This window comes from uncultured Thalassospira sp., assembly GCF_963976115.1.
GTDB lineage: Bacteria > Pseudomonadota > Alphaproteobacteria > Rhodospirillales > Thalassospiraceae > Thalassospira.
The window spans coordinates 249137-273231 of record NZ_CAXBJJ010000005.1 but is presented as its reverse complement, the minus strand read 5'-3'; the positions used below and the strand labels follow the sequence as shown (position 1 = coordinate 273231).

Annotated in this window: 20 protein-coding genes; 8 read left to right on the top strand and 12 right to left on the bottom strand. The window is 55.0% G+C overall.

All coding sequences use genetic code 11. From position 1 onward, the window contains the following. Positions 1-32: 32 nt before the first annotated feature. The 10 genes from AAC086_RS08075 to AAC086_RS08030 form a co-directional block, all read right to left on the bottom strand. Entirely contained in the window at positions 33-566 is a 534-nt protein-coding gene (locus AAC086_RS08075) for a thioesterase family protein (protein ID WP_339777439.1), read from the bottom strand. Between the two features lie 63 nt (positions 567-629). After that, positions 630-2414, bottom strand: coding sequence for an acyl-CoA dehydrogenase C-terminal domain-containing protein (locus tag AAC086_RS08070; RefSeq protein ID WP_339777437.1), 1785 nt, complete (start codon positions 2412-2414; stop codon positions 630-632). Between the two features lie 11 nt (positions 2415-2425). Beyond that, on the bottom strand, positions 2426-4750 hold the full coding sequence (locus tag AAC086_RS08065; RefSeq protein WP_339777436.1) for a 3-hydroxyacyl-CoA dehydrogenase NAD-binding domain-containing protein: 2325 nt from the start codon (positions 4748-4750) through the stop codon (positions 2426-2428). Then, positions 4750-5886, bottom strand: a complete 1137-nt coding sequence (locus AAC086_RS08060) for a thiolase family protein (RefSeq protein WP_339777433.1) — start codon at positions 5884-5886, stop codon at positions 4750-4752. The genes AAC086_RS08065 and AAC086_RS08060 overlap by 1 nt, the downstream gene beginning before the upstream one ends. 44 nt (positions 5887-5930) lie before the next feature. Further along, positions 5931-6338 carry a MerR family DNA-binding transcriptional regulator gene (locus AAC086_RS08055; RefSeq protein ID WP_339777431.1) on the bottom strand — a complete coding sequence of 136 codons (408 nt, stop codon included), beginning with the start codon at positions 6336-6338 and terminating at the stop codon, positions 5931-5933. A gap of 103 nt (positions 6339-6441) precedes the next feature. Continuing rightward, positions 6442-8136, bottom strand: a complete 1695-nt coding sequence (locus AAC086_RS08050; protein WP_339777428.1) for a long-chain fatty acid--CoA ligase — start codon at positions 8134-8136, stop codon at positions 6442-6444. Positions 8137-8232: 96 nt separating this feature from the next. Next, positions 8233-9522: an outer membrane protein transport protein gene (locus tag AAC086_RS08045; protein WP_339777426.1), complete on the bottom strand. Its 1290-nt coding sequence runs from the start codon at positions 9520-9522 to the stop codon at positions 8233-8235. Between the two features lie 68 nt (positions 9523-9590). After that, a complete protein-coding gene (locus tag AAC086_RS08040; RefSeq protein WP_339777424.1) occupies positions 9591-10244 on the bottom strand; it encodes a DUF6134 family protein in 654 nt (217 codons plus the stop codon). Positions 10245-10283: 39 nt separating this feature from the next. After that, positions 10284-10583 (bottom strand): SCP2 sterol-binding domain-containing protein, encoded by a 300-nt coding sequence (locus AAC086_RS08035; RefSeq protein WP_339777422.1) that lies wholly within the window; start codon positions 10581-10583, stop codon positions 10284-10286. Between the two features lie 214 nt (positions 10584-10797). Then, positions 10798-11439 carry an RT0821/Lpp0805 family surface protein gene (locus AAC086_RS08030; protein WP_339777420.1) on the bottom strand — a complete coding sequence of 214 codons (642 nt, stop codon included), beginning with the start codon at positions 11437-11439 and terminating at the stop codon, positions 10798-10800. 412 nt (positions 11440-11851) lie between these two features. On the opposite strand from AAC086_RS08030, the gene AAC086_RS08025 reads away from it, so the two are divergent. From AAC086_RS08025 to AAC086_RS08000, 6 genes are all read left to right on the top strand, one after another. After that, entirely contained in the window at positions 11852-12493 is a 642-nt protein-coding gene (locus AAC086_RS08025; RefSeq protein ID WP_339777417.1) for a LysE family translocator, read from the top strand. A 120-nt stretch (positions 12494-12613) separates the two neighbouring features. Next, a complete protein-coding gene (locus tag AAC086_RS08020; protein WP_339777416.1) occupies positions 12614-13906 on the top strand; it encodes an MFS transporter in 1293 nt (430 codons plus the stop codon). A gap of 359 nt (positions 13907-14265) precedes the next feature. After that, positions 14266-15357 (top strand): ChuX/HutX family heme-like substrate-binding protein, encoded by a 1092-nt coding sequence (locus tag AAC086_RS08015; protein WP_339777415.1) that lies wholly within the window; start codon positions 14266-14268, stop codon positions 15355-15357. A gap of 2 nt (positions 15358-15359) precedes the next feature. Continuing rightward, on the top strand, positions 15360-16232 hold the full coding sequence (locus tag AAC086_RS08010; RefSeq protein ID WP_339777412.1) for an ABC transporter substrate-binding protein: 873 nt from the start codon (positions 15360-15362) through the stop codon (positions 16230-16232). A 20-nt stretch (positions 16233-16252) separates the two neighbouring features. Then, entirely contained in the window at positions 16253-17371 is a 1119-nt protein-coding gene (locus AAC086_RS08005; protein WP_339777409.1) for an iron ABC transporter permease, read from the top strand. Then, positions 17368-18243: a heme ABC transporter ATP-binding protein gene (locus tag AAC086_RS08000; protein ID WP_339777407.1), complete on the top strand. Its 876-nt coding sequence runs from the start codon at positions 17368-17370 to the stop codon at positions 18241-18243. The genes AAC086_RS08005 and AAC086_RS08000 overlap by 4 nt, the downstream gene beginning before the upstream one ends. Before the next feature lie 6 nt (positions 18244-18249). Here the strand turns inward: AAC086_RS08000 and AAC086_RS07995 are convergent, their stop codons facing one another. Then, positions 18250-19965: a methyl-accepting chemotaxis protein gene (locus AAC086_RS07995; RefSeq protein WP_339777404.1), complete on the bottom strand. Its 1716-nt coding sequence runs from the start codon at positions 19963-19965 to the stop codon at positions 18250-18252. A gap of 112 nt (positions 19966-20077) precedes the next feature. Continuing rightward, the gene (gene gcvA / locus AAC086_RS07990) at positions 20078-21031 is read right to left on the bottom strand and encodes a transcriptional regulator GcvA (protein WP_339777402.1); all 954 of its coding nucleotides are present in this window, start codon (positions 21029-21031) and stop codon (positions 20078-20080) included. A gap of 429 nt (positions 21032-21460) precedes the next feature. On the opposite strand from gcvA, the gene AAC086_RS07985 reads away from it, so the two are divergent. Next, positions 21461-22648 carry an FAD-binding oxidoreductase gene (locus AAC086_RS07985; RefSeq protein ID WP_339777400.1) on the top strand — a complete coding sequence of 396 codons (1188 nt, stop codon included), beginning with the start codon at positions 21461-21463 and terminating at the stop codon, positions 22646-22648. 90 nt (positions 22649-22738) lie between these two features. Then, positions 22739-24040: an aminotransferase class III-fold pyridoxal phosphate-dependent enzyme gene (locus AAC086_RS07980; protein ID WP_339777399.1), complete on the top strand. Its 1302-nt coding sequence runs from the start codon at positions 22739-22741 to the stop codon at positions 24038-24040. Positions 24041-24095: the final 55 nt, after the last annotated feature.

Sequence of the window (24095 nt, the reverse complement as noted above, 5' to 3'; positions counted from 1 at the left end):
ATGTGGTGCGGGCCGGTTAAAGGAAACATGCTTTAAATTGCGCCCAGCCGTTGTTCAATGGCTTTTTCAATGTCGGGCCAGCCACTTAGCCAGTCCGGCACATCGGGTGATGGGTCGAGCATGCCCAGTTCGGTACAGATATGGGACGGATTTACGACCCCCTTGCGCCCGACAAACACCGCCTTCACCACGGCCAGTGCCAGGGTTTTACCATCGGCCACAAAGCGCTGTTCCAGATAAAACCCCTGTTCATCCCAATAAAGGGCCTGGGTTTCGAGGTGAAAGTGCTGAAACGGTTTGATCGCGCGTTTGAACCGCATGGTCGATACCGAAACGACCGGCTGCCATTTGTGTTTTAACACCAGCCGGAAAATACCGGTGCGCAGGATCAATTCGGTGCGCCCCAGATCCATCAGGGCAAAATAACGCGAATTGGTCATGTGCATATTGATATCAAGATCCGTCGGCCAGGTCCGAAAACCCAGCGCCGACGGGTCCATCGGGTGCATGGCGGGCCGCAACCATCCCAAAAACAAAATGCGGATCAAGCGAAAGATCAAATTCATCGAATGCCCTGAATTTTCCCGCTTGCTTGCGGTTTTAAAAGATAGTTGCGAACTCGAAATAATTTAGAAGGCGTCTTCGTCCATCGCCATCATGGTTTTGGAACCAGCCATGATCGCAGAAAAAAGCGCGCCTGATTGCGGCAGGATGCGTTCCATATAAAACCGGGCTGTGATCAGCTTTGCCTTATAGAAACCATCGCTGTCTTCATCTTGTTTTTGCAGTGAAATTTCGGCCATGCGCGCCCACATGAAACCAACGGCGACCAGGCCGAACAACCGCAGATAGTCGGTCGCGGCGGCCCCGGCTTCGTCGGGGTTTTTCATGCCGCGCTGGGCAATTTCGGCGGTGGCCTGTTGCAGGCGCATAAAGGCTTTTGCCAGCGGTTGCACAAAATCGCCTAATCCGTCGTCGTTCACATGGGTTTCGATATATTCCTGCACCGGGTGGAAAAACCGGCGCAAATACCGCCCGGCCTTGGCCCCCATTTTACGCCCGACAAGGTCCAGCGCCTGAATGCCGTTCGTACCTTCGTAAATCTGGGCGATACGGGCATCGCGCACATATTGTTCCATGCCCCATTCGCGAATATAGCCATGCCCGCCAAATACCTGCATGCCGATATTGGCGGTTTCAAACCCCCAATCGGTAAACAGGGCTTTGACAATCGGCGTCATCAATTGCACAAATTCGTCGGCTTCTTCGCGGGTTTGGGCATTTTCGTGATGTTTCATGGTGTCAAGCGCGCGTGCCACCCAAATGCCCATCGCGCGCGACCCTTCATTATAGGCCCGCTGGGTCAGTAACATGCGCCGCACATCGGGATGCACCAGCAGGCTGTCGGCCTCTTTGTTGGGGGATTTGGGGCCGGTCAGGGCGCGACCCTGCAAGCGATCACGGGCATAGGCGGCAGCCCCCTGATAGGCGGCTTCACCCAGCCCAAGGCCCTGAATACCAACCGAAAGCCGTTCCTGGTTCATCATGGTAAACATGGCGGGCATGCCCTGATGCGGTTCCCCCACCAGCCAGCCAACGGCATTGTCAAAGTTCATCACACAGGTCGAAGATGCCTTGATGCCCATTTTATGTTCGATCGAACCGCATTTAACGCTGTTGCGATCGCCAAGGGTGCCATCATCCTTGATCATGAATTTCGGCACCACAAACAGGCTGATGCCTTTGGTGCCCTTGGGCGCGTCGGGCAGTTTGGCCAGCACCAGATGAATGATGTTTTCGGTCAGGTCATGTTCACCCGCAGAGATGAAAATTTTGGTACCGCTAATGGCATAGCTGCCATCATCGCGCGGTTCGGCCTTGCTGCGGATAATGCCCAGATCGGTGCCGCAATGTGGTTCGGTCAGGCACATGGTGCCAGACCATGTTCCTGCCACCATTTGGGGCAGGTATTTGTCTTTTAATTCGTTCGATGCATGGCTGTGCAGGGCGGTATAGGCACCATAGGACAGGCCGGGATACATGCCAAAGGAAAGGTTGGTCGAACAGATCATTTCCTCGACCAGGGCATTCAGGGTTTTGGGCGCGCCCTGTCCGCCATAGGCCGGGTCGCAGGCAATGCCGGTCCATCCGCCTTCGGCAAAGGTTTGATAGGCTTCCTTAAAACCTTTCGGTGTCGTAACAACACCGTCCTTCCAGGTGCAGCCTTCTTCATCGCCACTTCGATTGATGGGATAAAGGACTTCTTGGCAAACCTTGGCCGCTTCTTCCAATACGGCATCAACCACATCGGGGGTGAAATCCTCGCAACCGGGAAGCTGGTTGATGTCGTTGAAATCAAACAGTTCGGTCAAGACGAAACGCATATCGCGCAGGGGTGCTTTAAATTCAGCCATTTTTCTGTCCTTTAATTCCGCAGCGGTTTGCCGGTCAGCAGCATGGTTTCAATGCGCGCCAGCGTGCCGGGGTTACGGGCCAGACGCATAAAGCTGTCACGTTCAAGTTCCAGCATGTCGTCCTCGGAAAGTTCGGTGGTGACATCGGTGTCGCCACCAGCCAGAACCGTTGCCAGTTCACCGGCGACCACGCGGTCATAATCGGTGGCTTTGCCCAAACGGTAAAAACCATCAACCGCCATTTCAAAGCCGACACGGGCACTTTCACCGGGCAGGCGATAGGTCATTTCTTCGGGCGGTTGGTATCCGTCCACCATGGCAAGGGCGCGCTTCTTGGCATCAAACAGCAAACGGTTGCGGTTCATGGTGATGCCGTCATCGGGGCGCAGGAACAGGCTTTCCTTGGCTTCATAGGCCGATTTGGCAACGGTGGCGACGCTGATAATTTCAAATGCCTTGGCACTGGCGGCCATGGGCCCTTTGGGGAATTTGGGGTTTTCGGCCCAGCGGCGGATCATTTCCTTGCACCCGCCCCAGGCAGGCACCAGCCCGACGCCGGTTTCAACCAGCCCGATATAGGTTTCGCCGTGCGCCTGAACGGCGTCGGAATGCAACACAATTTCGCATCCGCCGCCCAGTGCCAACCCGCTGGGGGCTGCCACCACCGGGAAGGGCGCATATTTTAGCGCCTTGTAGGTTGATTGGCCGGTTTCAACCAGGTTTTCAATTTCCGGCCAAACGGCAATATTGGCGGCAAACAACGCCAGACCGAGATTGGCCCCGGCAGAAAAATTGCTGCCTTCGTTGTAAATGACCAGCGCCTTGTATTGCTTTTTTACCGTGCGAATGGCGGATTTGATGATCGCCATCACGTCGGCATCAAGGGCATTCATTTTGGTATGAAATTCAAGGCAAACAGCCCCATCGCCAATATCCCACAGCGATGCCGACCGGTTGCCAAGAATACGATCCGATTTGCGTTTGATATCTTCAAGCAGCAACACGCCCTCGGGGCGGGTGATAACCTGATAGCTGCCATCGAATGCCAAATAATGCAGGCTGCCATCTTCGACTTTGTAAAAACTTTTGCCAGCTGCCTGTTCAAGAAGCGGCGGCACATCAATGCCGTCTTCTTTGAGCATGGCAATCAGGGCATCAACGCCAATTTCATCGATCAGTTCAAACGGCCCGGTTTTCCAGTTATAGCCCAGCTTCATTGCCTCATCGACATCGACAATGTTGTTGGCGGCTTCCTTTGCAATAAAGGCAGCATAGGCTAGGGTCCTGGTCATAACGGCGCGGCCATATTGCCCGCCCTTATCCGGGTTTTGCATCAGGATACGCGGGTCTTTGCCTGCGGCTTTTACACTGTCAAGCCGGGCCTTTTCCGATTTGGCAAATTCGCCGGTTTGCAGATTGACCGATTCTTTGACCTTGCCGCCGTTTTCGCGGTTGAGGCGGTAAAACCCGCCTTTACCCTTGCGGCCGGTATAGCCATCGGCAATCAGCTTTGAAACCAGGTCGGATTCGCGGTAAATGGCATGAAACGGGTCCGACTTGGGCAAAGCCCCCGCCATGCTCGATTGCACATGCGGCATCAAATCCAGCCCGACCAGATCCATCAGGCCGAAAACACCGGTTTTGGGAATGCCAAACGGGCGGCCAATCACGCTGTCGGCTTCTTCAACGCTCAGTTTACGGTCCATGGCCTCGACCATGGCGGCCTGAATCCAGTAAACGCCCAGCCGGTTGGCAATGAAACCGGGTTTGTCGTGGCACACCACACAGGTTTTACCCAGTTTTTGATCGGCAAAGGCGGCAACCAGTTCCACGACACCGTCATTGGTGGCAGCACTGGTGACCAGTTCCAACAGGCGCATATAGCGCGGCGGATTGAAAAAGTGGGTGATGATAAAATCACCCGCAAAGGCGTCGGGCATGCCTTCGATCAAGGTGGCAAGCGGAATGGTCGATGTGTTCGACGATACAACCGAACCGGCTTTGCGCACGTCATCAATCTTGCGATAGAGGTTTTGTTTGATATCGAGGCGTTCAATCACGGCCTCGACGATCCAGTCGCAAGTGCCGAGTTTTGCCATATCGTCTTCGATATTGCCGCATGTGATAAGATTGGCGGCCTTTTTGTTCATGAACGGGGCCGGGTCGGTTTTTAGCATTTTGGCCACCGCACCCTCGGCCACCGCATTGCGGTTTTTGGCCCCTTCCGGCACGATATCAAGCAGTAAAACCGGCGTTCCCGAATTGGCGATATGGGCGGCGATTGATGCGCCCATAACACCGGCGCCAATAACGGCGACCTGTTTAATTTCAGCCATTATAGTGCCTCCAGAACCGTCGCGATTCCCTGTCCGCCGCCAATGCATTGCGATGCCAGGGCGTATTTTGCCCCTTCGCGTTGCATCAGGGTTGCGGCCTTGCCAACAATGCGGGCACCTGTCGCCCCTAACGGATGACCAAGGGCAATGGCCCCGCCATCGATATTGACGGTTTTCGGGTCCAGCCCCAGTTCGGAAATGGAGGCCATTGCCTGCGATGAAAAGGCTTCGTTCAGTTCAACAACACCCAGATCAGCCGCCGTAATGCCGGCGCGTTTCAGGGCCTTTTTGCTGGCCCCGACCGGGCCAATGCCCATGATTTCGGGCAGGCATCCGTCAATCGCCACCGATTTGATCCGTGCGATCGGGGTTAAGCCATTGGCCTTGGCAAATTCTTCAGAGCAAACCAGAACCGCAGATGCGCCATCGGTCAGCGGCGAGGATGTCCCGGCTGTAACAACCCCGTCGGCACGGAAAGCCGGTTTTAAATCGGCCAGGCCTTCGGCGGTGGTTTCACCACGAATACAACCATCCTGGTCAACAATGCCATCAGGCGTGGTGATCGGAATGATTTCGTCGCCAAATTTACCGGCTTTTTGCGCGGCTGCCGCCCGTTTGTGGCTTTCAACGGCAAAGGCTTCCTGATCGGTACGCGACAGGTTCCATTTTTTGGCAACATTTTCGGCGGTATCGCCCATGCCGATATAGGCCTCGGGCATTTTTTTATACAGGGCCGGGTTGGGCATCGGGTTAAAGCCCATCATTGGCACCCGGGTCATGCTTTCGATACCGGCACAAATAAAGGCATCACCCGCGCCAATGGCAATGGCACCCGCCGCTTGATGGATGGCTTGCATCGAGGACCCGCAGAAGCGGTTAACCGTGACCCCGCCCACCGAGCGCGGCAACCCGGCCAGAAACGTAATCAGTCGGGCCACGTTTAACCCTTGTTCCCCTTCGGGAAAGGCGCAGCCCAAAATAAGGTCTTCGATGGCATTGGGATCAATACCGGATCGTTCCACCAGTGCCTTGACGACCTGGGCGGCCAGATCATCGGGGCGTACCTTTGCCAGCGCACCTTTGCGCGCCGGGGTGAAAGGGGATCGGGCATAGCCGACGATTACAGCATTGGTCATAGCGGGTCTTCCTTCCTGAGCTTTTTTGCGATGCCGGCGCGGTTTTATTCCGTATCCGGATCGAGTCCTTTTTCTTTAAGCGCATCAATCGATTGTTGTTCGATATCGCGCAATTCATCGAGTGTGACATCCAGCGCCTGGCGCTGTTCGGTCAATTCCGTCATTCGTTTACGTACCCGGCCCAGCAACATCCTGATTTGCCCGGCCTGGGTTGGGTCTGCGCCATAAAGATCCAGATAATCTGCAATCTCGCTCAGGCTGAAACCCAGTCGCTTGCCCCGCAAAATGATCAGCATTCTGGCCCGGTCTGATCTTGTATAGACCCGGGTGCTGCCTGCACGCTGCGGGGAAACCAGCCCTTTTTGCTCGTAAAACCGAATGGTTCGCGGGGTGATGCCCAAATCTTTTGCCAGTTCGGGAACGGTATAGATCCGGCTGTCGATATCCGTCATGTTCTGACCTTATTGGTACATTATTTTATCTTTACGTCAACAAGTTTACGTTAACGTCATTTTGATTTTTCTTTTCTGTCATCCCGTCATCATAAACGCGATATCAGGGATGACGGATGGCCTTTTGGCGTTCTTCGTCGATCAGTTCTTTTTTCGACAGTTTCCCGACCATGGTTTTGGGCAGTTCGTCGCGCAGTTCAATCTCGCGGGGCATTTCAATGCGTGAAATTTTATCTTCTAAAAACAGGCGCAGGGTCTCAGGCGTGACGGTTCGGGGATTGGCATCATCCTTTAACCGTACAAAAGCCTTGGGGGCTTGCCCACGATAGGAATCAGGAACACCGATAACGGTGACTTCGGCAATATCGGGATGCAAATACAGGGCTTCTTCAATGGCACGCGGATAAACATTATATCCGCCGCACATCATGACATCCTTAAGGCGATCCACTAAAAACAGGTAACCTTCCTGGTCGCGATAGCCAACATCGCCCGTGGCCAGCCAGCCATCTTTCAGGCAGGCCGCCGTTTCTTCGGGGTTTTGCCAGTATCCGGTCATAACCTGTGGCCCTGAAACAAACAATTCACCCTTTTCGTTATCGGCCAAAACGCGGGTTTTGTCATCTAACGACCGTATTTCGACCTCGGTTCCCGGCATGGGAATGCCAATCGAGCCTTCTTTGTTGGTGCCCAATATCGGGTTGCAGGTGCAAACCGGGCTGGCTTCTGACAGGCCATATCCTTCGACCAGTTTGGCACCGGTCAGGTCTTCGAACTGGTGTTTGACTTCAACAGGCAGGGGGGCACCACCCGAGATGCAGCAGCGCACAGATGAAAGGTCGTATTTTACCGTTTCGTGGGAATTGTTGATCGCGGTGTAAATGGTTGGCACACCGGGAAAGATGGTTACTTTTTTACGGTCCAGCGCCTTTAACAGGGCCTCAAGTTCAAACCGGGGTTGCAAGACCATCTCGGCGCCAAGATTGACCGATGTATTGAGGGCGACCGTCATGGCAAAGACATGGAAAAACGGTAACACGCACAGGGTTACTTCCTGTCCGGGGCGGGCATTGGGCATCCAGCGGCTGAGCTGTTCGATATTGGCACTAAGATTGGCATGGGTCAGCATCGCCCCTTTGGGGCGGCCCGTGGTGCCGCCGGTATATTGCAAAACCGCCAGATCATCGGGTGTGGTGTCGCAGGTTTTTTGCAAAGGCGGGCAATTGGCAAGGCGCGAATAGGGAATATTGCGCAAATCATGGGGCACATCGGCCAGCTCGCTGCGCTTGAACAGCGAAAACAGAACGCTTTTGACGGCGGGTAAAATGTCGCTCATTTCGCAAACGACAATGCGGCGCAGGCTGGTTTCATCAAGGCAGGCAGCGACTTTGGGGTAAATCTGTTTCAGGTTCAGGGTGACCATGATCCGCACACCGGAATCAGTGATCTGAAAGGCGATTTCGCGTTTGGCATAAAGCGGATTAAAATTGACAACCACGCCGCCACACTTCAATACGGCATAGTAACAAACCACGTAATACGGGGTATTGGGCAGGCAAAGCCCGACCTTGTCCCCTTTGCGCACGCCAAGCTGATGAAAACCCTCGGCGACCTTGTCGATCTGATCGGCAATTTCCTGATAGTCGTAAATGCGACCGAGAAAATCGATGCAGGGTCGATTGCCATGCAGCCGGGCGCTTTCATCAAAAATGTCATGGACCCGGCGCGGTTTAAGCGGCGTTGTCATATCGACACCCGGCGCGGCAGAGGCGGTTTGGTGAATGTTCATTTGGATCATCTGCGTTAACTCCATTACGTTAACGTCACTTTCGGGGCGGGGAAAATCCGGTACGGTGTAATCTTTCAGGAAACGACCGTACCGGTATATATAGGATCAGAACTGGAACTTCGCTTGCAGGGCGATGATGTCGACTTTGGATTCGTAATCACCAGAAAATGTGTTGTTGGCGTCGCTCAGGCTGACATGGGCTTCTTTGGCAAAAATATGCGTATAGCCCAGGCTGATATTAGACCAGTCATTGACTTTGTAAGACGTGCCAAGGGAAACCCAATACCGGTCTGAGTCCGGCAAACGCACAGTGCGATGTTCGGTTTTGACTGGTGTCTGGTCATAAGCGACGCCGCCGGTGAAAGCCCAGTTTTCGTTATATTGATACCGGGCGCCGATGCTGCCGAACCACGCACTGCTCCAGTTATAATATTCCGACGTGGAGGTGACAGGCTGGCTGATGTTTGAGATGTTGCCACTGTAATTGAATGTAAGGTTTGTAAGGGATGTCCAGTTCGTCCATTGGGCGTCGGCCATCACGGTCCATTTTTCACCGATATCCTGGGCAATACCGAATGTTGCAAATTCAGGGGTTGTGACTTCGGCAGTGGCCGACCGGTCATTATAGGCGGTAGTTGATCCAAATTTAACGTCACCTTTCAGGTGCTGTTTGACTTCAGATGTATAACTTGCCCCGATTCGCGTTCCCGGGATGACTTCCCAGTTCATCCCGGCGGACCAACCCAGCGCCAGATCATCACCCTGCACGTCCGAGGCTGCTTCGCCGCCCGTCCCATTGGTTACAACGGCTTTTGACAGGCGTGCATCCATATATTGAATTTGCAGACCGGCGCCCAGCGAAAGACCGTTATCAAAACGATAGGCAAAGGCCGGTTTGACGTTGGTGGTTTTAATATCGGATGTCGTGCCAAAGAACCGACCGGCAAAGTCACCGTCATAGTCTGTGACCAGCCCCCAGGGGGAGGTCAGTGAAATCCCCATATTCAGGTTGTCGGTCAGTTTCCAGACAGCGTGGGCATTGGGGACAAACGCATCTTGGGCCATGTCTCCGTAGTCAGTTCGTGAGACATTTTGTCCTAACCTCGCGGTTGCCTTGGCATTTTTCAGTGTTGATTTCGGCATGATCATCGAACCGCCAACACTATAGGTGCTGTGGTCGAACTGGCCGATATTGGCAGGGTTGTAAAAAATGGTCGAGGCATCGATCGATGAGGTCGACATACCTGCAAACGATGACCCTTGCAGGGTGCCGCTTACTTCGCGCAATTGATAGCCCGATGCATGTGCTGTGGTGGTTGCAATGGCAAGGGAACCGAGCAAAGCGGTGCCCGAAACAGCCGCACAAAGGCAGGCTTTGTTTAACGTCTTTGTCATTTGTTTCTCCCTAGAAACGATTTTGGTGCTGTTGCGCTTTTTGCGCCCGCATTTTTATTGGTCAGGCTTTATGGGGCATCGACCCTGATAAAATCGATGTCATAGCCTTTTTTCTTAAAGCTGGTTTTCAGCAATTTTCCGTCTTTGCCATACCAAAGGTCACGGGTGATATCCCCACTCATTACATAGTGGGTTGCGGGGATATTCCGGTCATTGAGGGTCAGGCTGGTATCGACGGTTTTTGCGACGGACACCGCATAGGGTGCCGCGTCGATCACACTGTAGAGGCTTGTTTTGGCTGTAATATCTTCGCGCCACAGTGTCAGGGGCCAGGCCGCATTGCATTCTTCACGGCGCGGAACACCCTTGCCGGCGACTTCGTAACAATCGCCTTCATATTCCGCCAGCCACGCATAAGGGGTGCCATCATCGTCGGTTTCGGCTTTGACCGACACCAGATGGTCGTTCTTCCACGTTTCTGTACGGTCATGATGATAGTGGAATTGTAAAAACAGCACCCGAACCGAGGTTTCCGTGGTGATATGGGCGATCTGGCCATCGGCCGTATCGCTTAGCACCACTTTTTCAAAACCAATCGGGTCGCCATCCTTGAACACCTTGTAGTTCAAGGTTTCATCGGCTTTGGCACCGTGCAGCCCGGTGTAGAATATAGCGAAAATTGCGCAAGCGGTTGCGACACCGCCCAATAAGATACGTGACATAAGAGTTCCCCAACCCCGACCGTAAAAACAGAAAAATCGTCAGTTCAGCATCGAAGACAGCTTGGCTGCGATTCCCATCGATCCCTTTACCTTCAGCTTGCCCATTGTGAAGGCCAGCATCGGATCGAGTTTTCCGGTAATCAGTTTTTGCAGATTGGCTTGGGAAATTTTCAAGATGCAGTCTGCATCTGAAACATCATCGTCGCTGATTTCCGGGCTCGGCCCGGTGGCATCAACAACAATGCTGCCATCATCACCACAATCAAAGGCGATAACGGCGTTCAGGCCCCGCAATTGCGGTAACCTGGCTTCGACGGCTTCGAGGATGCTGTTATCCACGAAATCCTCCCTGGACGTTTGTTGATTTTGTTTTTGTGTTCTTATTGCCGTAATGTAGCGCAAGGTGACGTAAAGGTAAATTGTTTTACTTCAAAGTCACATAATTTTTGTCAGGGCCTTGATTAGATGGGAATTTTCAACCTGCGGATGTTAATCCAGCCGGGCCGTGCCGCGCATGTCGGGCCGGTCCGGTTGGTTTTTGATTGTGTCCTTTTCAGGAAAGAATGCGCCATGTGCCATCGGGTTGAAGGCAAGCGGTGCCATAGGTTTGCTGGCGGGCATCGTCAATTTTGACGGTGGCGCTATATTCCCGGCAATATTGATTGCTGTCGTTCTGGAAGGTTTTTAGCGGCGTAATGCCGTATTGCTGCTGCGAATCGGGGTTGGTCCAGACGGCGGTTTGCCCGTCAGGCAGGCGATCCAGCGCGTAGCCGCCACAGGCCTGGTCGGTCGCATCCATGCCTGCGCCAATTGCGTTACCTGCCAGCATGCCAAAAATTGCCCCGCCAATGGTGGCCAGCAAACGCCCGTCACCCCTGCCAATGGTTGACCCCGCCACCGCCCCGGCCGCCCCGCCCAGGATCGATCCAATCACGTCGCGGTTGCATTGCAAGATGTTGCCATTGGGCAAAAACAGGTCGCCATAGCCATCGGCACCAAAATCGTGTCTGTTGTGAAAGTCGGGGCCGGGGGGTAAGCCGGGTTTTTTGTCGTGGTGTCCGTCTGGTGCGCCTTTGGCCCGGTAACCATGTGCCGGTGCCCAGGGGGGCGGGTCGGCCTGTGCCGGGCTGGCGATAACGCCGCTTAGGCCAAGTGTAAAAATTCCGATTATGAAACGAAACTTGTTTTTTGCCATTTTCCGGCTTTCCTTTTGGCAGGGCAGCGCAATGCGCAAGGTTTTTACACCTGCATGGCTTGGCCCGAACATGTGTCCCATATATCACTATGGACGGCATTTGTGGGGCAGATGAGGCTTGGTTGGGGCAAATTATGGCGGCGGTATTGTTATATTCACCGCAGACGGCACTCTGTTAGCCAGTGATGGGTATCGTTATGCCGGAATGTTTTCACCGGGGGCCGGTTGGTTTCGACATGGATACTGATATACAGGCACCAAGCCGATCTGTTGGGTATAGGGGCCAATGCCGGGCGATGCCGGTGGTTGCCTATACGTATGACGGGCGTCATTTGCGTTGAAACCGTTTGCACAGGCAGATAGCCTTCTGTCACTTACTGCAACTGTTTAAAAAAAGGGTCGGGGAAACGTTATGACTTTCACTGCGTGGCTGTCTGTTGCCACCATTTGTGTTTTGGGGGCAATGACACCAGGGCCCAGTCTGGCGGTTGTTTTGCGCCATTCGATTGGGCAATCGCGCCAGGCCGGTTTTGCCTGTGCCCTGGCACATGGGGCCGGTATTGGCTTTTACGCCGTGATCACGATGGCCGGTTTGGGGGTGTTGTTTCAAACGGTGCCGGTTTTTCGCGAAACGGTCAGTATTCTGGGTGCGCTTTATCTGGCGTGGCTGGCAATCAAGGCGTGGCGCGGGGCGGGCAGTGCGTCGCGTTTCCAAAATGATAATCACCCCGGCACCATCCCCGATACCCTGGGCCATGCGGCGCGTGACGGCTTTATGATTGCGTTTTTAAACCCTAAAATCGCATTGTTTTTTCTGGCTTTGTTTAGCCAGTTTGTTTCGGTCGATGCCAGTTGGACCGCTAAAATATGGCTGGCCCTGACGGCGGCAGGCATTGATTGCGCGTGGTATTGCCTGGTGGCGATCGGTTTTTCGCACGGGGCGGTTTTGCCGTGGTTACGGCGTAATTCAGGCATCATTGAACGGCTGATTGCCATTTTGTTTTTGATTATCGCAGCACGGGTTCTGTGGGGAATTGTCCCAGGCTTTGTCTGAAAATGCGTTAGAACAGGCTGAACTTGGCGCGCTTTTTCTTGTGATCCGTCGGAAAGCCTGCATCTTCTTTTATTTCTTCGGGCTATGCTACCCTGGCCTGATTAACGGATAATGGTATTGATGTCTGAAACTGCACCGCCTGTTTCGCCCCGCCCTGAGAACCGATCCGACAGCGTCAGTCAAAGCGCGGAAAATCAACCAGATCTGGCAGAGCAAACAGACCAGTACGATCCTGCGGCGCGCGGGTTTCGCAGCCTCGCCCCGCATCTGGGTTTTTTGACGGCCTTGCTGTTACTGGCCTTTAACATGCGCGGCAGCATCGTTGCGATGGGGCCGCTGGCCGAAACGGTTGGTCTTGATTTGCAGTTATCGGGGGTGCAACTGGGGCTTCTTACCACCATTCCCGTGCTTTGTTTCGGTGTGTTATCGATATTTGCCCCGCGTTTGGGGCAACGGTTTGGTCTGGAGGCCACGCTGGTTTCAATGCTGGCACTGGTTGCGGTCGGGCAGGGCTTGCGCGCCAGCGGGCACTATGGGGTGATGGTGATTGGCACCATTGTGTTAGGGGCTGCTATTGCCGTGATGAATGTGCTTACCCCGTCACTGGTGCGGCGCAGTTTCCCCGGCAAGGTCGCCCTGATTACCGCCCTTTACACCTTCGTTATGTCCAGCGGGGCCACGATTGCCGCCTTTAGTGCGGTTCCCTTGCGTAACAGCATGGAGGGCGACTGGCGTTATGCGCTGGGGGTGTGGGCGGTTGTGGCCGCCATCGGGTGTGTGTGCTGGTTGCCGATGTTGCGTTACCATCATCATGCACAAGGGGCATCGCCGCGCATATCGCTGTGGCGCAATGGCGAGGCATGGTGGCTGAGCCTGTTTTTTGGCTGTCAGTCGATGGTGTTTTATACCGGCACGGCGTGGGTTGCAAAAATCTTTATCGATTCCGGCATGTCGGATGCCGAGGCAGGCACGCTTTTGACGGTTTTTAACGTTTTTGGTATTCCGGCGGCGTTTTTGGCCCCGCTGATTTATTCGGCCATTCCCAACAAAAAACTGGCGATGGTTGTTCTGCATCTGCCGTTATTTATTGGTATTCCCGGGTTTGTTTTTGCCACCACCGACATGCCCTATCTGTGGGCGATGTGCATGGGGTTGGGGCAGGGCAGCATGATCAGCATGGCCCTGACATTGATCGGTTTGCGCGGGGCGGACCCGCAAACATCGGCCAAACTGTCGGGTATGTGCCAGTCGCTGGGTTATTTGCTCGCCGCGACCGGCCCGGTCCTGTTTGGTGCCTTGCATGACTATTTGCAAAGCTGGCAGATACCGTTGCTTATTTTGTTTGCGGTTGCGGCGGTGCAGTTCGTTTCCGGGCTGCGGGCCGGGTCACCCGACAAGATCGTGTCGCGATAACGCCTGTTCTGGCACAGAATCAACACCACGATGGGTTTACCGGCGGGGTGTTTTTTGCCCAAAACGGGGGGTAAAGCGCACCACTCAGGCGGTGCGGGGCTCTGTACCGGGCCAATATCAGGCCCTGTTTTTGCTGTTCGCATATTTGTTTCGGAATGCTAACGTTCCTGTCCCAAGCCTGTCCCAAGCTGTTGCAAGCCTGTCGCGGGGCAGGGACGGTGCCGCCAATCCGATAGCTTTCCTTTTTCCCGCATGTGTGTTTAAACTGGTTTTTTATTGATAATAATAATCGTTATTAATAAAATAAGTTTCAGAAAACAGCAAAGCTGGTTCGTCATGGGTTCAGGCGGTTTTGCCGCATGGAACATGTACCACGCCGGGAAAGTGACGATATGACACCGAAATTAACCGATATTACGACGGCCTGGACGGGGTTTGCGACCGGAACAGCCAAGGGTTATGCCGTTGATATTGCGCGGCAACTTAATATCAGCGAAGCCGAACTGGTGGCAGCCGGATGCGGCAGCACGGTCACACGGATGGATGCTGACTGGGGCGATGTGATCAAGCGGCTTGAAGATCTTGGCGAGGTGATGGTGTTAACCCGCAACCCCAGTGTTGTGCATGAAAAAACCGGCACATTTGGCGCGGTCAGCATTCATGGCGATATGGAGTTGGTGCTAAATGGCGATGTTGATTTAAGGCTGTTTTTGGGTCATTGGGGCTTTGGTTTTGCCGTCGAAGCGCGCCAGCGCCGCAGTTTGCAGTTTTTTGGTCATGATGGCACGGCTATTCACAAAATCTTTCTGACCGATAAATCCGATCGTGCTGCCTATGAGGCCTTGGTGGCTGATTTTAGCGCGCCCGATCAAAGCCCGAAAATATCGGTTTTGCCCCCTTTGCCCGCCCCGGTTACACGGGCGGATCAGGATGTGGATATTAAAAACTGGCGTGCCCATTGGGGCCGAATGACAGACGTGCATCAGTTTCACGGCCTGTTGAAAGATTTTAACCTGGGGCGGCATCAGGGATTGCGCCTGGCGGGGGCGGAATTTGCCGAACAACTCGACCCGGCCCATTTTCAAAACTTGCTGGAAAATGCCGCCACCCGCCAGGTGCCGATTATGGTTTTTGTCGGTAATTCGGGGGCCATTCAAATTCATACCGGGCCGATCAACACCATTCGGGTGATGGAGAACTGGGTGAATGTGATGGACCCGCGTTTTACCCTGCATTTATGGTCCGATCATTTGGCGGAAATGTGGTTGGTGCGCAAGCCGGTCCGCGAGGGCGTTATTACCACGATTGAGCTTTATGATGCCGAGCACAACAACTTTGCCATCCTGTGTGGTCAACGCGCGCCCAGGGAGCCGGAAAACCCCGATTGGCAAAAACTGGCCGAAGATATGCCCCGGCTGGCATCCGCGCGATTGATGAAAGCGGGGGTATGATCATGCGGTTTTATCGTGTTTTTATCGCAGCGTTGCTTGCTTTTGCCGGTTTGTATTTCCCTGCCTTTGCCGATGATATGCCCACACGGGTGGTGACGGTTGGGGCACCGGCGAGCGAGATTGTCTTTGCCCTGGGTGCAGGCGAAGCTGTTGTTGCCACCGACACCACCAGCACCTGGCCCGAAAAAGCTAAAATCTTGCCCAAAGTCGGCTATATGCGCAATTTGGCGGCAGAAGGCATTATCAGCCTGAAGCCCGACCACATTATTGCTGTCGCCGAAAGCGGCCCGCCAACGGTTTTGAAGGATCTGCAAGCACTTGGCATTCCGGTGACGATTTTGCCGTCTCTTGCCACGCTTGAAAATCTGCCCGATGCGATCATGGTGGCGGCAACGGCCCTTGGCCGCGAGGGGCAGGGGCAGGTATTGGTGCATCAGGTGAAAGCCGATATTGCTGCGATCGAGGATGTGGCTGATGCGAATATGGCCCGATCAAAGCGCAAGAAAATCGTGTTTTTGATGTCGGTGGGGCATGGGCAACCGATGTCTGCCGGGGCGCATACCACCGCCAACGAGATTATCGGTCTGATTGGCGGGGAAAACCCGATGGCAGGTTATGACGGGTTTAAACCCGTTTCCCCCGAAATTATCGCAGCCGACGGCGCTGATTACGTTATGGTAACGTCTTCAACCCTCGATCAGCTTGGCGGGCTGGCCGGGTTGCAGGCTCACCCGGTTTTGGGGTTGCATAAGGCCGTGGCCGCAGGCCACGTGTTAACGGTGTCGGCCTCGACCATTTTGGGTTTTGGTCCGCGTTCTGCGGCGGAAATTCGCGATCTTGCCACGCAAATTCACCAATACGAAGCCGGGCACTGACCCTGCCAATGACCAAAACGATGAATGATACACGCAAACAGGCCCGCCGGGCGCTGTGTGCCTTGCATGTCACGGGGACTGCGGCGGGGGGGCAGGGCGGCATAAACCGTAAGGCCGTGTCTTTGCTGGCATTGGTTGTGATGCTTTTGTTTGCGGTCGTGATTTCGCTGGGCGTTGGCGGGGCCGAAATTGGTGTGGCCAAGGTGCTGTGGCATCTGGCCGATAAAATCGGCCTGGCCGGGAGCGGCGTGGATGATTTTAGCGCCCGTGTTTTAGATAGTCTGCGTTTGCCGCGCATCATACGTGCAATTGTGATTGGCGCGGCCTTGGGTGTTGCGGGAACGGTGATGCAAAGCCTGTTTCGTAACCCGATTGCCGACCCCGGCATTATTGGCGTGTCGGCCAGTGCGGCCTGTGGTGCGGTGGCGATGATTGTGTGCGGGCATGTCCTTTTAGGCCGCCATTATGCGGCCATCGGCCCTTACGGGGTGCCGGTGGCGGCCTTTTTGGGGGCCGGGCTGGCAACAGGAGTGATCCGGGTTTTATCGCGCCAGGATGGTCATACCGATGCCGCGATCATGTTGCTGATCGGGGTGGCGATTAATGCCATCGCCATTGCCGGGGTGGGGATTTTCACCTATCTGGCCGACGATGCCCAGTTGCGCAGCCTGACATTCTGGCAAATGGGGGCTTTGTCGGGCAATGGCCCGGCGGATGTGCCTGCCCTTGTGGTGATGGCAGCCGGGATGGCGTATTTGCTGATGCTGGGCACCCCCTTGAACCTGTTTTTGTTGGGCGAGGCCGAAGCCCGCCATTTGGGGCTGGAGGTAGAGACCTTAAAACGCCGGGCCACCATTATCACCGCCCTTGTTGTTGGGGCGGCGGTGGCGGTTTCGGGGATTATTGCTTTTGTCGGTTTGCTGGCCCCGCATCTGGTACGGCTGGTGTGCGGGCCGGATAATAAAATTGTGCTTCCGGCATCGGCTTTATGCGGGGCGATTTTGTTGGTTGGGGCCGACGCTGTGGCGCGGATTATTGTGTTACCCGCCGAATTGCCGATTGGTCTGGTGACCGGGATATTGGGCGGGCCGTTCTTTTTGGGGCTTTTGATGCGCGAAAAGAAAAGGCGGCGGATATGACCCTGTGTGCCAAGAACGTTACCTTTGCCGTGCGGGGCCGGGCCTTGTTAAAGGATGTATCGCTAACCCTTCATCCTGGCGAGGTTTTGGCGGTTTTAGGCCCCAACGGGGCGGGTAAATCGACCTTGTTAAAGGTGTTGGCGGGCGAGATTGCCCCAAATAAAGGGCATGTGACCCAAAACGGGGTTGATATTGCCCATGTGCCCGCCCTTGCCCTGGCGCAAAACCGGGCGGTGATGCCGCAGGCCGCAGCAATGGCGTTTCCCTTTATCGTGCGCGATGTGGTTTTGCTGGGCCGGGCGCCGTTTCGTAAAACATCATCCCGGCAAATCGACCGCGATCTGGTGGAAAAAGCCATTGCATTGGCCGATATCAGGCATTTGGCTGACCATGCCTACCCGGCCCTTTCGGGTGGGGAAAAACAGCGGGTGCATCTGGCGCGCGCTCTGGTGCAATTGTGGGGGATGCCAGACGGGGCTGGGGCGAATGCGCATATGGAGACGCATATGTCCGACGCGGTCGATACACGCGATACCCCGCAGAGTACCTGCCGCCCGGCGCGCTTTTTATTGCTCGACGAACCAACAGCGGGGCTGGATATCGGCCATCAGCATGGTTTGCTGTCGATTGCGCGCACGCAAGCACAAAGTCATAAAACCGGGGTTCTTATGATCTTGCACGATTTTAACCAGGTCTGCGGCTATGCCGATCGGGTGGTGATTTTGCGGCAGGGCCAGGTCGCGGCCCAAGGCCCGACAGATCAGGTCATGCGGCCTGATCTGCTGAGCGATGTGTTTGAAAGCCCGATCCGGGCGATCCCCGACCCGGATGGTGCAACCGACATTCTGGTCAGTCGGGCGCGGTTTGCCTAAGCAGGTTTAGTGCGGGGTGATGGCGCGGGCCTCGCTGGCAAGCTGGTCCAGTTTGTCCAGCATTTCGCGGGTGGCGGTTTCCATGCGGGCAAAGTGCTCCTGGGCGGCTGCCATGTCTTTTTTGCGACAGGCGGCAAGGGCGGCCGCCCCTTCGTCATGCTGGGTCTGGTGCGGGGCCTTTATCGCCTTATAGGCGCTCAGGTGGCGGAAGGGCTCGGATGCGGGGCCATTATACCATTTGCCAAACCGGCACGTGGTGGATTTGGTCATTGCCGGGTCGTGTTCGCTGGCAAGACCCACCAGTATTTCGGCAACTTGTTTGCAATAAACCGAATGGTCGGCCTTGGCACTGCGAATGGTGCGATTGGGGATGTCATATTGCACCAGTTCGCTGATTTGAACGCCGATCAGGCTTTCAACATTGCCAATCACGTCAATAATGGTGCGAATGGCGCTGACCTGATCGCCGGTCTGGCGGGCAATTTCGGAAATGCCGCTTTGCACGGAATCGGCGGATCGGGTCTGTTCGGCCAGAATGTGGGAAATATCTTCGATCCGGCGGGTCGAATCGCCCATTTTAACGCCGATATCCTTGATCCGGGTGGAAACCTCGCCAATCACGTGCTGGCCGTTGGTTACGGCCTGGGTGCCACGGGCCATGGCTTCGATAATATGGCGCATTTCTTCTTGCAAATTGCCGATGCGCTGGCGAATTTCCTCGGTCGCGCGGGCTGTTTGCTGGCTCAGCGATTTTACCTCGCCCGCCACCACGGCAAACCCCTTGCCGGCTTCACCGGCCCGGGCGGCTTCGATGGTGGCGTTTAAGGCCAAAAGGTTGGTTTGGCTGGCAATATCTTCAATCGATTGCACAATTTCGCCAATTCGTTCCGATGCTTCGGCCAAAATACCAACCCGTTCGGCGGCATCTGAAACGGCGGTGGCGATGTCGTTCATACCGGCCACAGCATCGGACACGGTTTGTTGCCCGTTGCGGGTGGCTTCGATGGCTTCGGCGGCATTGGCGGCAGCAAAGCTGCTGTTTTCGTTAATACTGTTGATCCCCGCAACCATTTCATCAACCGCACTGGAAATAGAGCGTGCCCGATCATCAACCTGTTGCAGGCCGCGCATCATTTTGGCATTGGAAACAACCCCTTCATTGATCGCCACCGACATATTCATGGTGCGGTCCATTAATTTGTCGGCAAATTCGGTTTCCGACAGGGCGTTTTGGGCATTGTTTTGGTGGGGGGCTTTGCCGGTATTTTGATGGTTCCGGTTTAGCAACAAATCCAGATCCAGCATCAGGGCTGCATTGGCCAGGGCAACCAGGTCGCCCGCCTGTGCAACATTCCAGCGGAATCGGCCAAAAATGGCACGGGTCAGCGATTGTTGCACTCCGGCCAGGGCAGATATGATTGCGCCGGTTGAAAGGGCGGCTTTGGCGTGCAAGTCGGCAAGTTCGGCGGCCTGGTCGGTCAGTTTGCGGTCGATTTTACCGGAAAAAAGGCGCGTCCAGTGGGTTTCAAGCAACGCGGCCATTTTGTCGAGGGCGGGGTCCGTCGTCGTCTTGCCGGATGCCGCCCCGATGATCTGATAAAACTGTTTTGCCCGTTGTCCCATCGGGGCAAACACAACGTCTGAAACACGTTGAAACTTTACGAAGTCTTCTGCCTCGATCTGAAAAAGATGCAGGCTATTGTGCACGACCGACAAAGTCATTCCCCTTTGTGCTACCCCATTTGACCAATTTCACGCCCCTGTTTGTTATATATGTGCTGCGGGCTGCAAAACATTAGGGGGGGCCGGGATGGCGCGCAATCAAAAACGCAGATTACCTGCGCACAGTTATCGTGCCGTCATATTGATTTTCGCGGGTCACCTGGTCAACCGGGCTGTTGCCGCTGGCTGTTAAGATCCAGTCGCGAAAGGCGCGCACGGCAAAGGTGCTTTCCTTTTCTTCGGGGTAAACCACGTAATAGGCGTGATGACTGGGGATGCTCAGATCAAACGGGGCCAAAAGGCGGCCATTATCAAGCTCCTCGCGCACCAGAAATTCCGGCATTAAGGCCAGCCCCAGCCCGGCAACGGCGGCCTGGATTACCATGTGAAAATGCTCAAACCGGGGACCTGCCAAATCATCGACCGCCGGTACACCGGCGGCCTTTAACCAGTCCTGCCAGGCGGTGGGGCGGGTGGCGTGTTGTAACAGGGTGCAATTGCGAATGCGGTCGCGCGCAATGGGTAAATCGTCATTGTCTTTTAGCAGTTTGGGGGCGCATACCGGGATCAGGGTTTCGCCCATCAGGCGGTGAAAAACGCATCCCGGCCAGTTGGCCTCGCCAAAATGAATGGCGATATCAATTGCTTCCTCGGCAAAGTCAAACGGGCGAATTTGCGTGATCAGGTTTAACTGAATATCGGGCCAGGCGGTGCGAAAATCGCCCAGACGTGGCACCAGCCAGCGCGCGCCAAAGGTGGGCAGGGTGCCCACATTTAACATGCCGCCTTCGCCGCTATAGGCCATAACCTGCAGGGTGGCGGCCTCGGCGCGGTCTAAAAGGTCGCGTACCTGGGCGGCATAGGCATCGCCAGCCGGGGTAAGTTTAAGACGCTGGCGAATGCGACGAAACAGGTCACGGCCCAGATATTCCTCCAACGACCTTACCTGTCGGCTGATCGCACTCTGGGTCACGTTCAGCTCCTGTGCCGCCTTGGTAAAGCTGAGATGGCGGGCCGATGCCTCGAAAAACTGAAGAGCCGTCAAAGAGGGTAAAACGCGACGCATCGGGGGAAGCTCCCACTGGCTAGGTTCATTCCAAAACGGAATGATATGGTGCCAATATATCGTTTGCGTCCGCCGTCGCCAAGTCCTAGCGTGTGAACGGCCCGGAAAGCGCCCTCGCGCCGCCCGCGTGATGATTGCAAGGTTTTGATGGCGATAAAATGGAAAGATACGGCGCACGGTCTGCCGTTATGTTTCCTGTGGGTATCGCATCTGTCATGGCCCTTTGGGCTTTTTGGTTTGGCCCCACCAACCCTATGACATACCGGGCAGGATCGCGCCGCCAGTTCGCTTTTCGGGTCGAAAAACGTGCGCCGTTTTACGACGTGGTCCCTCCGCCATAAGGGGGGCCAGATAACAACAAAACCAATGAAATTCAGGCAAATCAAATTTTGTTCTGAATTCGTTATCATTATCGGGAAGTTGGCTTTTATGGGTGCGAATAGCGAATTTTACGATGTCATCATTGTTGGCGGCGGGGTTATTGGCTGTTCGGCGGCGTGGCATCTTTTGGGGCGCAATGATTTTGACGGCCGGGTTCTGGTGGTTGAAAAAGATTCCAGCTACGAATTTTGTTCAACCGCGCTGTCTGCGGCCTCGATCCGCCAGCAATTCTCAACCCCGATCAATATTGAAATGTCGGGTTATGGCATCGAGTTTTTGCGCAACCTGAAACGCGATGTGGACAAAGATGCCGATATTTCCCTGCACGAAAAGGGGTATCTGGTGCTTGCCACCCCTGATGGTCGCGATATTTTAAATAGCAATCACCAAACCCAGCTGGCCCACGGGGCCGACATTGTCTGGATGGAGCCAGGCGCGTTAAAGGCGAAATATCCGTGGATGACTGTTGATGATTTATCCGCTGGCTGCTGGGGCCGCACGGGTGAAGGCTGGTTTGATGCCTATTCCCTGCTGCAAATTTTTCGCCGCCAGGCCAAATTACGAGGGGCGGATGTGATTGATGGCGAAGTTTTAGCCATTGCGCGCGATGGCAACCGTGTGAGTGGCGTGACCCTGGCCGATGGGCGACAGTTTACGTGCGCGACCGTTATCAATGCCGCAGGCACCGGGGCGACCAAAGTGGCGCGCATGGCGGGGCTGGATATTCCGGTGGAGCCGCGCAAGCGCTGCATCTTTGTTTTTAACTGCCGCGATGCCGCCGATATTGTTGCCACATGCCCGATGCTGATTGACCCAAGTGGCCTGTATTTCCGCCCCGAAGGCGACTATTTTATTACCGGCATTCAGCCCCCGGCAGATCGCGATGGTGAATGCTGGGATTTCGAAGTTGATCACAGCCTGTTTGACGACATCATCTGGCCGGGCCTGTATCAGCGCTGCGAACGGTTTGAAGCGGTTAAAGTGATCAATTCCTGGGCCGGGCATTATGCCTATAACCTGCTGGATCAAAACGCCATTGTTGGTCCGCATCCCGATTTGCCCAATTTTCTGTTTGCCAATGGTTTTTCCGGACACGGGCTGCAACAAAGCCCGGCTGTGGGCCGGGCTTTGGGCGAACTGGTGGCAACCGGGCGCTATCAAACGCTTGATATGTCGGTATTTGGTTATGAACGCATACGCGACAATGCCCCGGTGCGTGAACTTAATGTCATCTAACGTTACGATATAAAAACAAACCTTGTGAAGCAGGAAACAGAACGGTTTTAATTGTGCCGTTCATCCAAGATTTAACCGGAGCCACCGATAATGCCCCGTGATGATATTGCCGTTTCATCAAGCCTTGCCAACCGGCAGAAACAATCGGTTTCGGCGGGCATTCGCACCTTGCACCCGGTTTATATCGACCGGGGCGAAAATGCCGTGGTTTGGGATTGTGATGGCAAACGCTACCTTGATTTTATTGGCGGCATTGGTGTTTTAACGCTGGGCCATCGTCACCCGGTGGTGATGGCAAAGGTAGCCGCCCAGCTTGAACGTTTTACCCATAGCTGTTTTAACGCGCTGCCCCATGAACCCTATATTGCCGTAACCGACTGGCTGGCCGATCATTGCCCGATCGAAGGTCCGGCCAAATCGATGTTGACCAATTCCGGCGCCGAAGCGATGGAAAACGCCCTGAAACTGGCCCGTGCCTTTACCGGACGCAGCAGTATCATTGCCTTTGATGGCGGGTTTCATGGCCGCACATTGGCAACTTTGGCATTAACCGGCAAGGTTGCCCCTTATAAAGCCGGGTTGGGTGCCTTGCCCGGAAATGTGCATCATGTGCCTTATCCGTGCCGTGAAGCCGATATATCAGACGCCGATGCGCTGGCGGCTATTGCCCGGATATTCAAGGTTGTTGCCGAACCGCAATCAATTGCGGCGGTGGTGATTGAACCGGTGCAGGGCGAAGGCGGCTTTCGCGCCTGTTCGCCCGCATTTTTGCAAAGCCTGCGGCAATTGTGCGACCAGCATGGCATGATTTTGATTGCCGATGAAATTCAGTCCGGCTTTGCGCGTACGGGCAAATTGTTTGCCATCGAACATGCCGGGGTGTGCCCCGACATTGTGGTGATGGGCAAGGGCATTGGCGGCGGTTTTCCGTTGGCTGCCTTAACCGGGGGGCAAGACGTGATGAGTGCAATGGCACCGGGCGGCCTTGGCGGCACCTATTCGGGTAATCCGGTTGCCTGTGCGGCGGCAACCGGCGTGTTCGAGGTGCTGGAAACCGAAAATATCCTGTCCCGGGCCAATCAGTTAGGCCAGCGATATGTGGATCATGTTGAAAAACTGCGCCCCTTGCCGGGCGGACATGTGATTGGCGGTGTGCGGGGCATCGGTGCCATGCGCGCCTTTGAACTGATCGATGATGACGGTGCGCCGTCGCCAAAACGACTGCAAACTTTATTGCAACTGGCCCGTCAGAACGGGCTATTGTTAATGCCAAGTGGTGAATATGCCAATGTGGTGCGGCTGCTTGCACCCCTGACCATTCCGTTCGATCAGGTGGACGCGGCGTTCGAGATTCTCGGGCGTCTTTTACCGGCCCTTGCCGATGTGCAATAAGGGCGGTGGGATCCGACAGGACGGTGACGGTTATTTGGCACATCACCCCAACAGA

Bases quoted from the DNA above. Each gene is read 5' to 3' on its own strand.
- AAC086_RS08010 (WP_339777412.1), top strand. From the start codon at position 15,360: ATGCGGTTTTATCGTGTTTTTATCGCAGCGTTGCTTGCTTTTGCCGGT.
- AAC086_RS08050 (WP_339777428.1), bottom strand. From the start codon at position 8,136: ATGATCCAAATGAACATTCACCAAACCGCCTCTGCCGCGCCGGGTGTC.
- AAC086_RS08055 (WP_339777431.1), bottom strand. From the start codon at position 6,338: ATGACGGATATCGACAGCCGGATCTATACCGTTCCCGAACTGGCAAAA.
- AAC086_RS08020 (WP_339777416.1), top strand. From the start codon at position 12,614: ATGTCTGAAACTGCACCGCCTGTTTCGCCCCGCCCTGAGAACCGATCC.
- AAC086_RS08030 (WP_339777420.1), bottom strand. From the start codon at position 11,439: ATGGCAAAAAACAAGTTTCGTTTCATAATCGGAATTTTTACACTTGGC.
- AAC086_RS08075 (WP_339777439.1), bottom strand. From the start codon at position 566: ATGAATTTGATCTTTCGCTTGATCCGCATTTTGTTTTTGGGATGGTTG.
- AAC086_RS08015 (WP_339777415.1), top strand. From the start codon at position 14,266: ATGGAACATGTACCACGCCGGGAAAGTGACGATATGACACCGAAATTA.
- AAC086_RS07995 (WP_339777404.1), bottom strand. From the start codon at position 19,965: ATGACTTTGTCGGTCGTGCACAATAGCCTGCATCTTTTTCAGATCGAG.
- AAC086_RS07985 (WP_339777400.1), top strand. From the start codon at position 21,461: ATGGGTGCGAATAGCGAATTTTACGATGTCATCATTGTTGGCGGCGGG.
- AAC086_RS08040 (WP_339777424.1), bottom strand. From the start codon at position 10,244: ATGTCACGTATCTTATTGGGCGGTGTCGCAACCGCTTGCGCAATTTTC.
- AAC086_RS08000 (WP_339777407.1), top strand. From the start codon at position 17,368: ATGACCCTGTGTGCCAAGAACGTTACCTTTGCCGTGCGGGGCCGGGCC.
- AAC086_RS08065 (WP_339777436.1), bottom strand. From the start codon at position 4,750: ATGGCTGAAATTAAACAGGTCGCCGTTATTGGCGCCGGTGTTATGGGC.
- AAC086_RS08005 (WP_339777409.1), top strand. From the start codon at position 16,253: ATGAATGATACACGCAAACAGGCCCGCCGGGCGCTGTGTGCCTTGCAT.
- AAC086_RS08025 (WP_339777417.1), top strand. From the start codon at position 11,852: ATGACTTTCACTGCGTGGCTGTCTGTTGCCACCATTTGTGTTTTGGGG.
- AAC086_RS08060 (WP_339777433.1), bottom strand. From the start codon at position 5,886: ATGACCAATGCTGTAATCGTCGGCTATGCCCGATCCCCTTTCACCCCG.
- gcvA (WP_339777402.1), bottom strand. From the start codon at position 21,031: ATGCGTCGCGTTTTACCCTCTTTGACGGCTCTTCAGTTTTTCGAGGCA.
- AAC086_RS08070 (WP_339777437.1), bottom strand. From the start codon at position 2,414: ATGGCTGAATTTAAAGCACCCCTGCGCGATATGCGTTTCGTCTTGACC.
- AAC086_RS08045 (WP_339777426.1), bottom strand. From the start codon at position 9,522: ATGACAAAGACGTTAAACAAAGCCTGCCTTTGTGCGGCTGTTTCGGGC.
- AAC086_RS07980 (WP_339777399.1), top strand. From the start codon at position 22,739: ATGCCCCGTGATGATATTGCCGTTTCATCAAGCCTTGCCAACCGGCAG.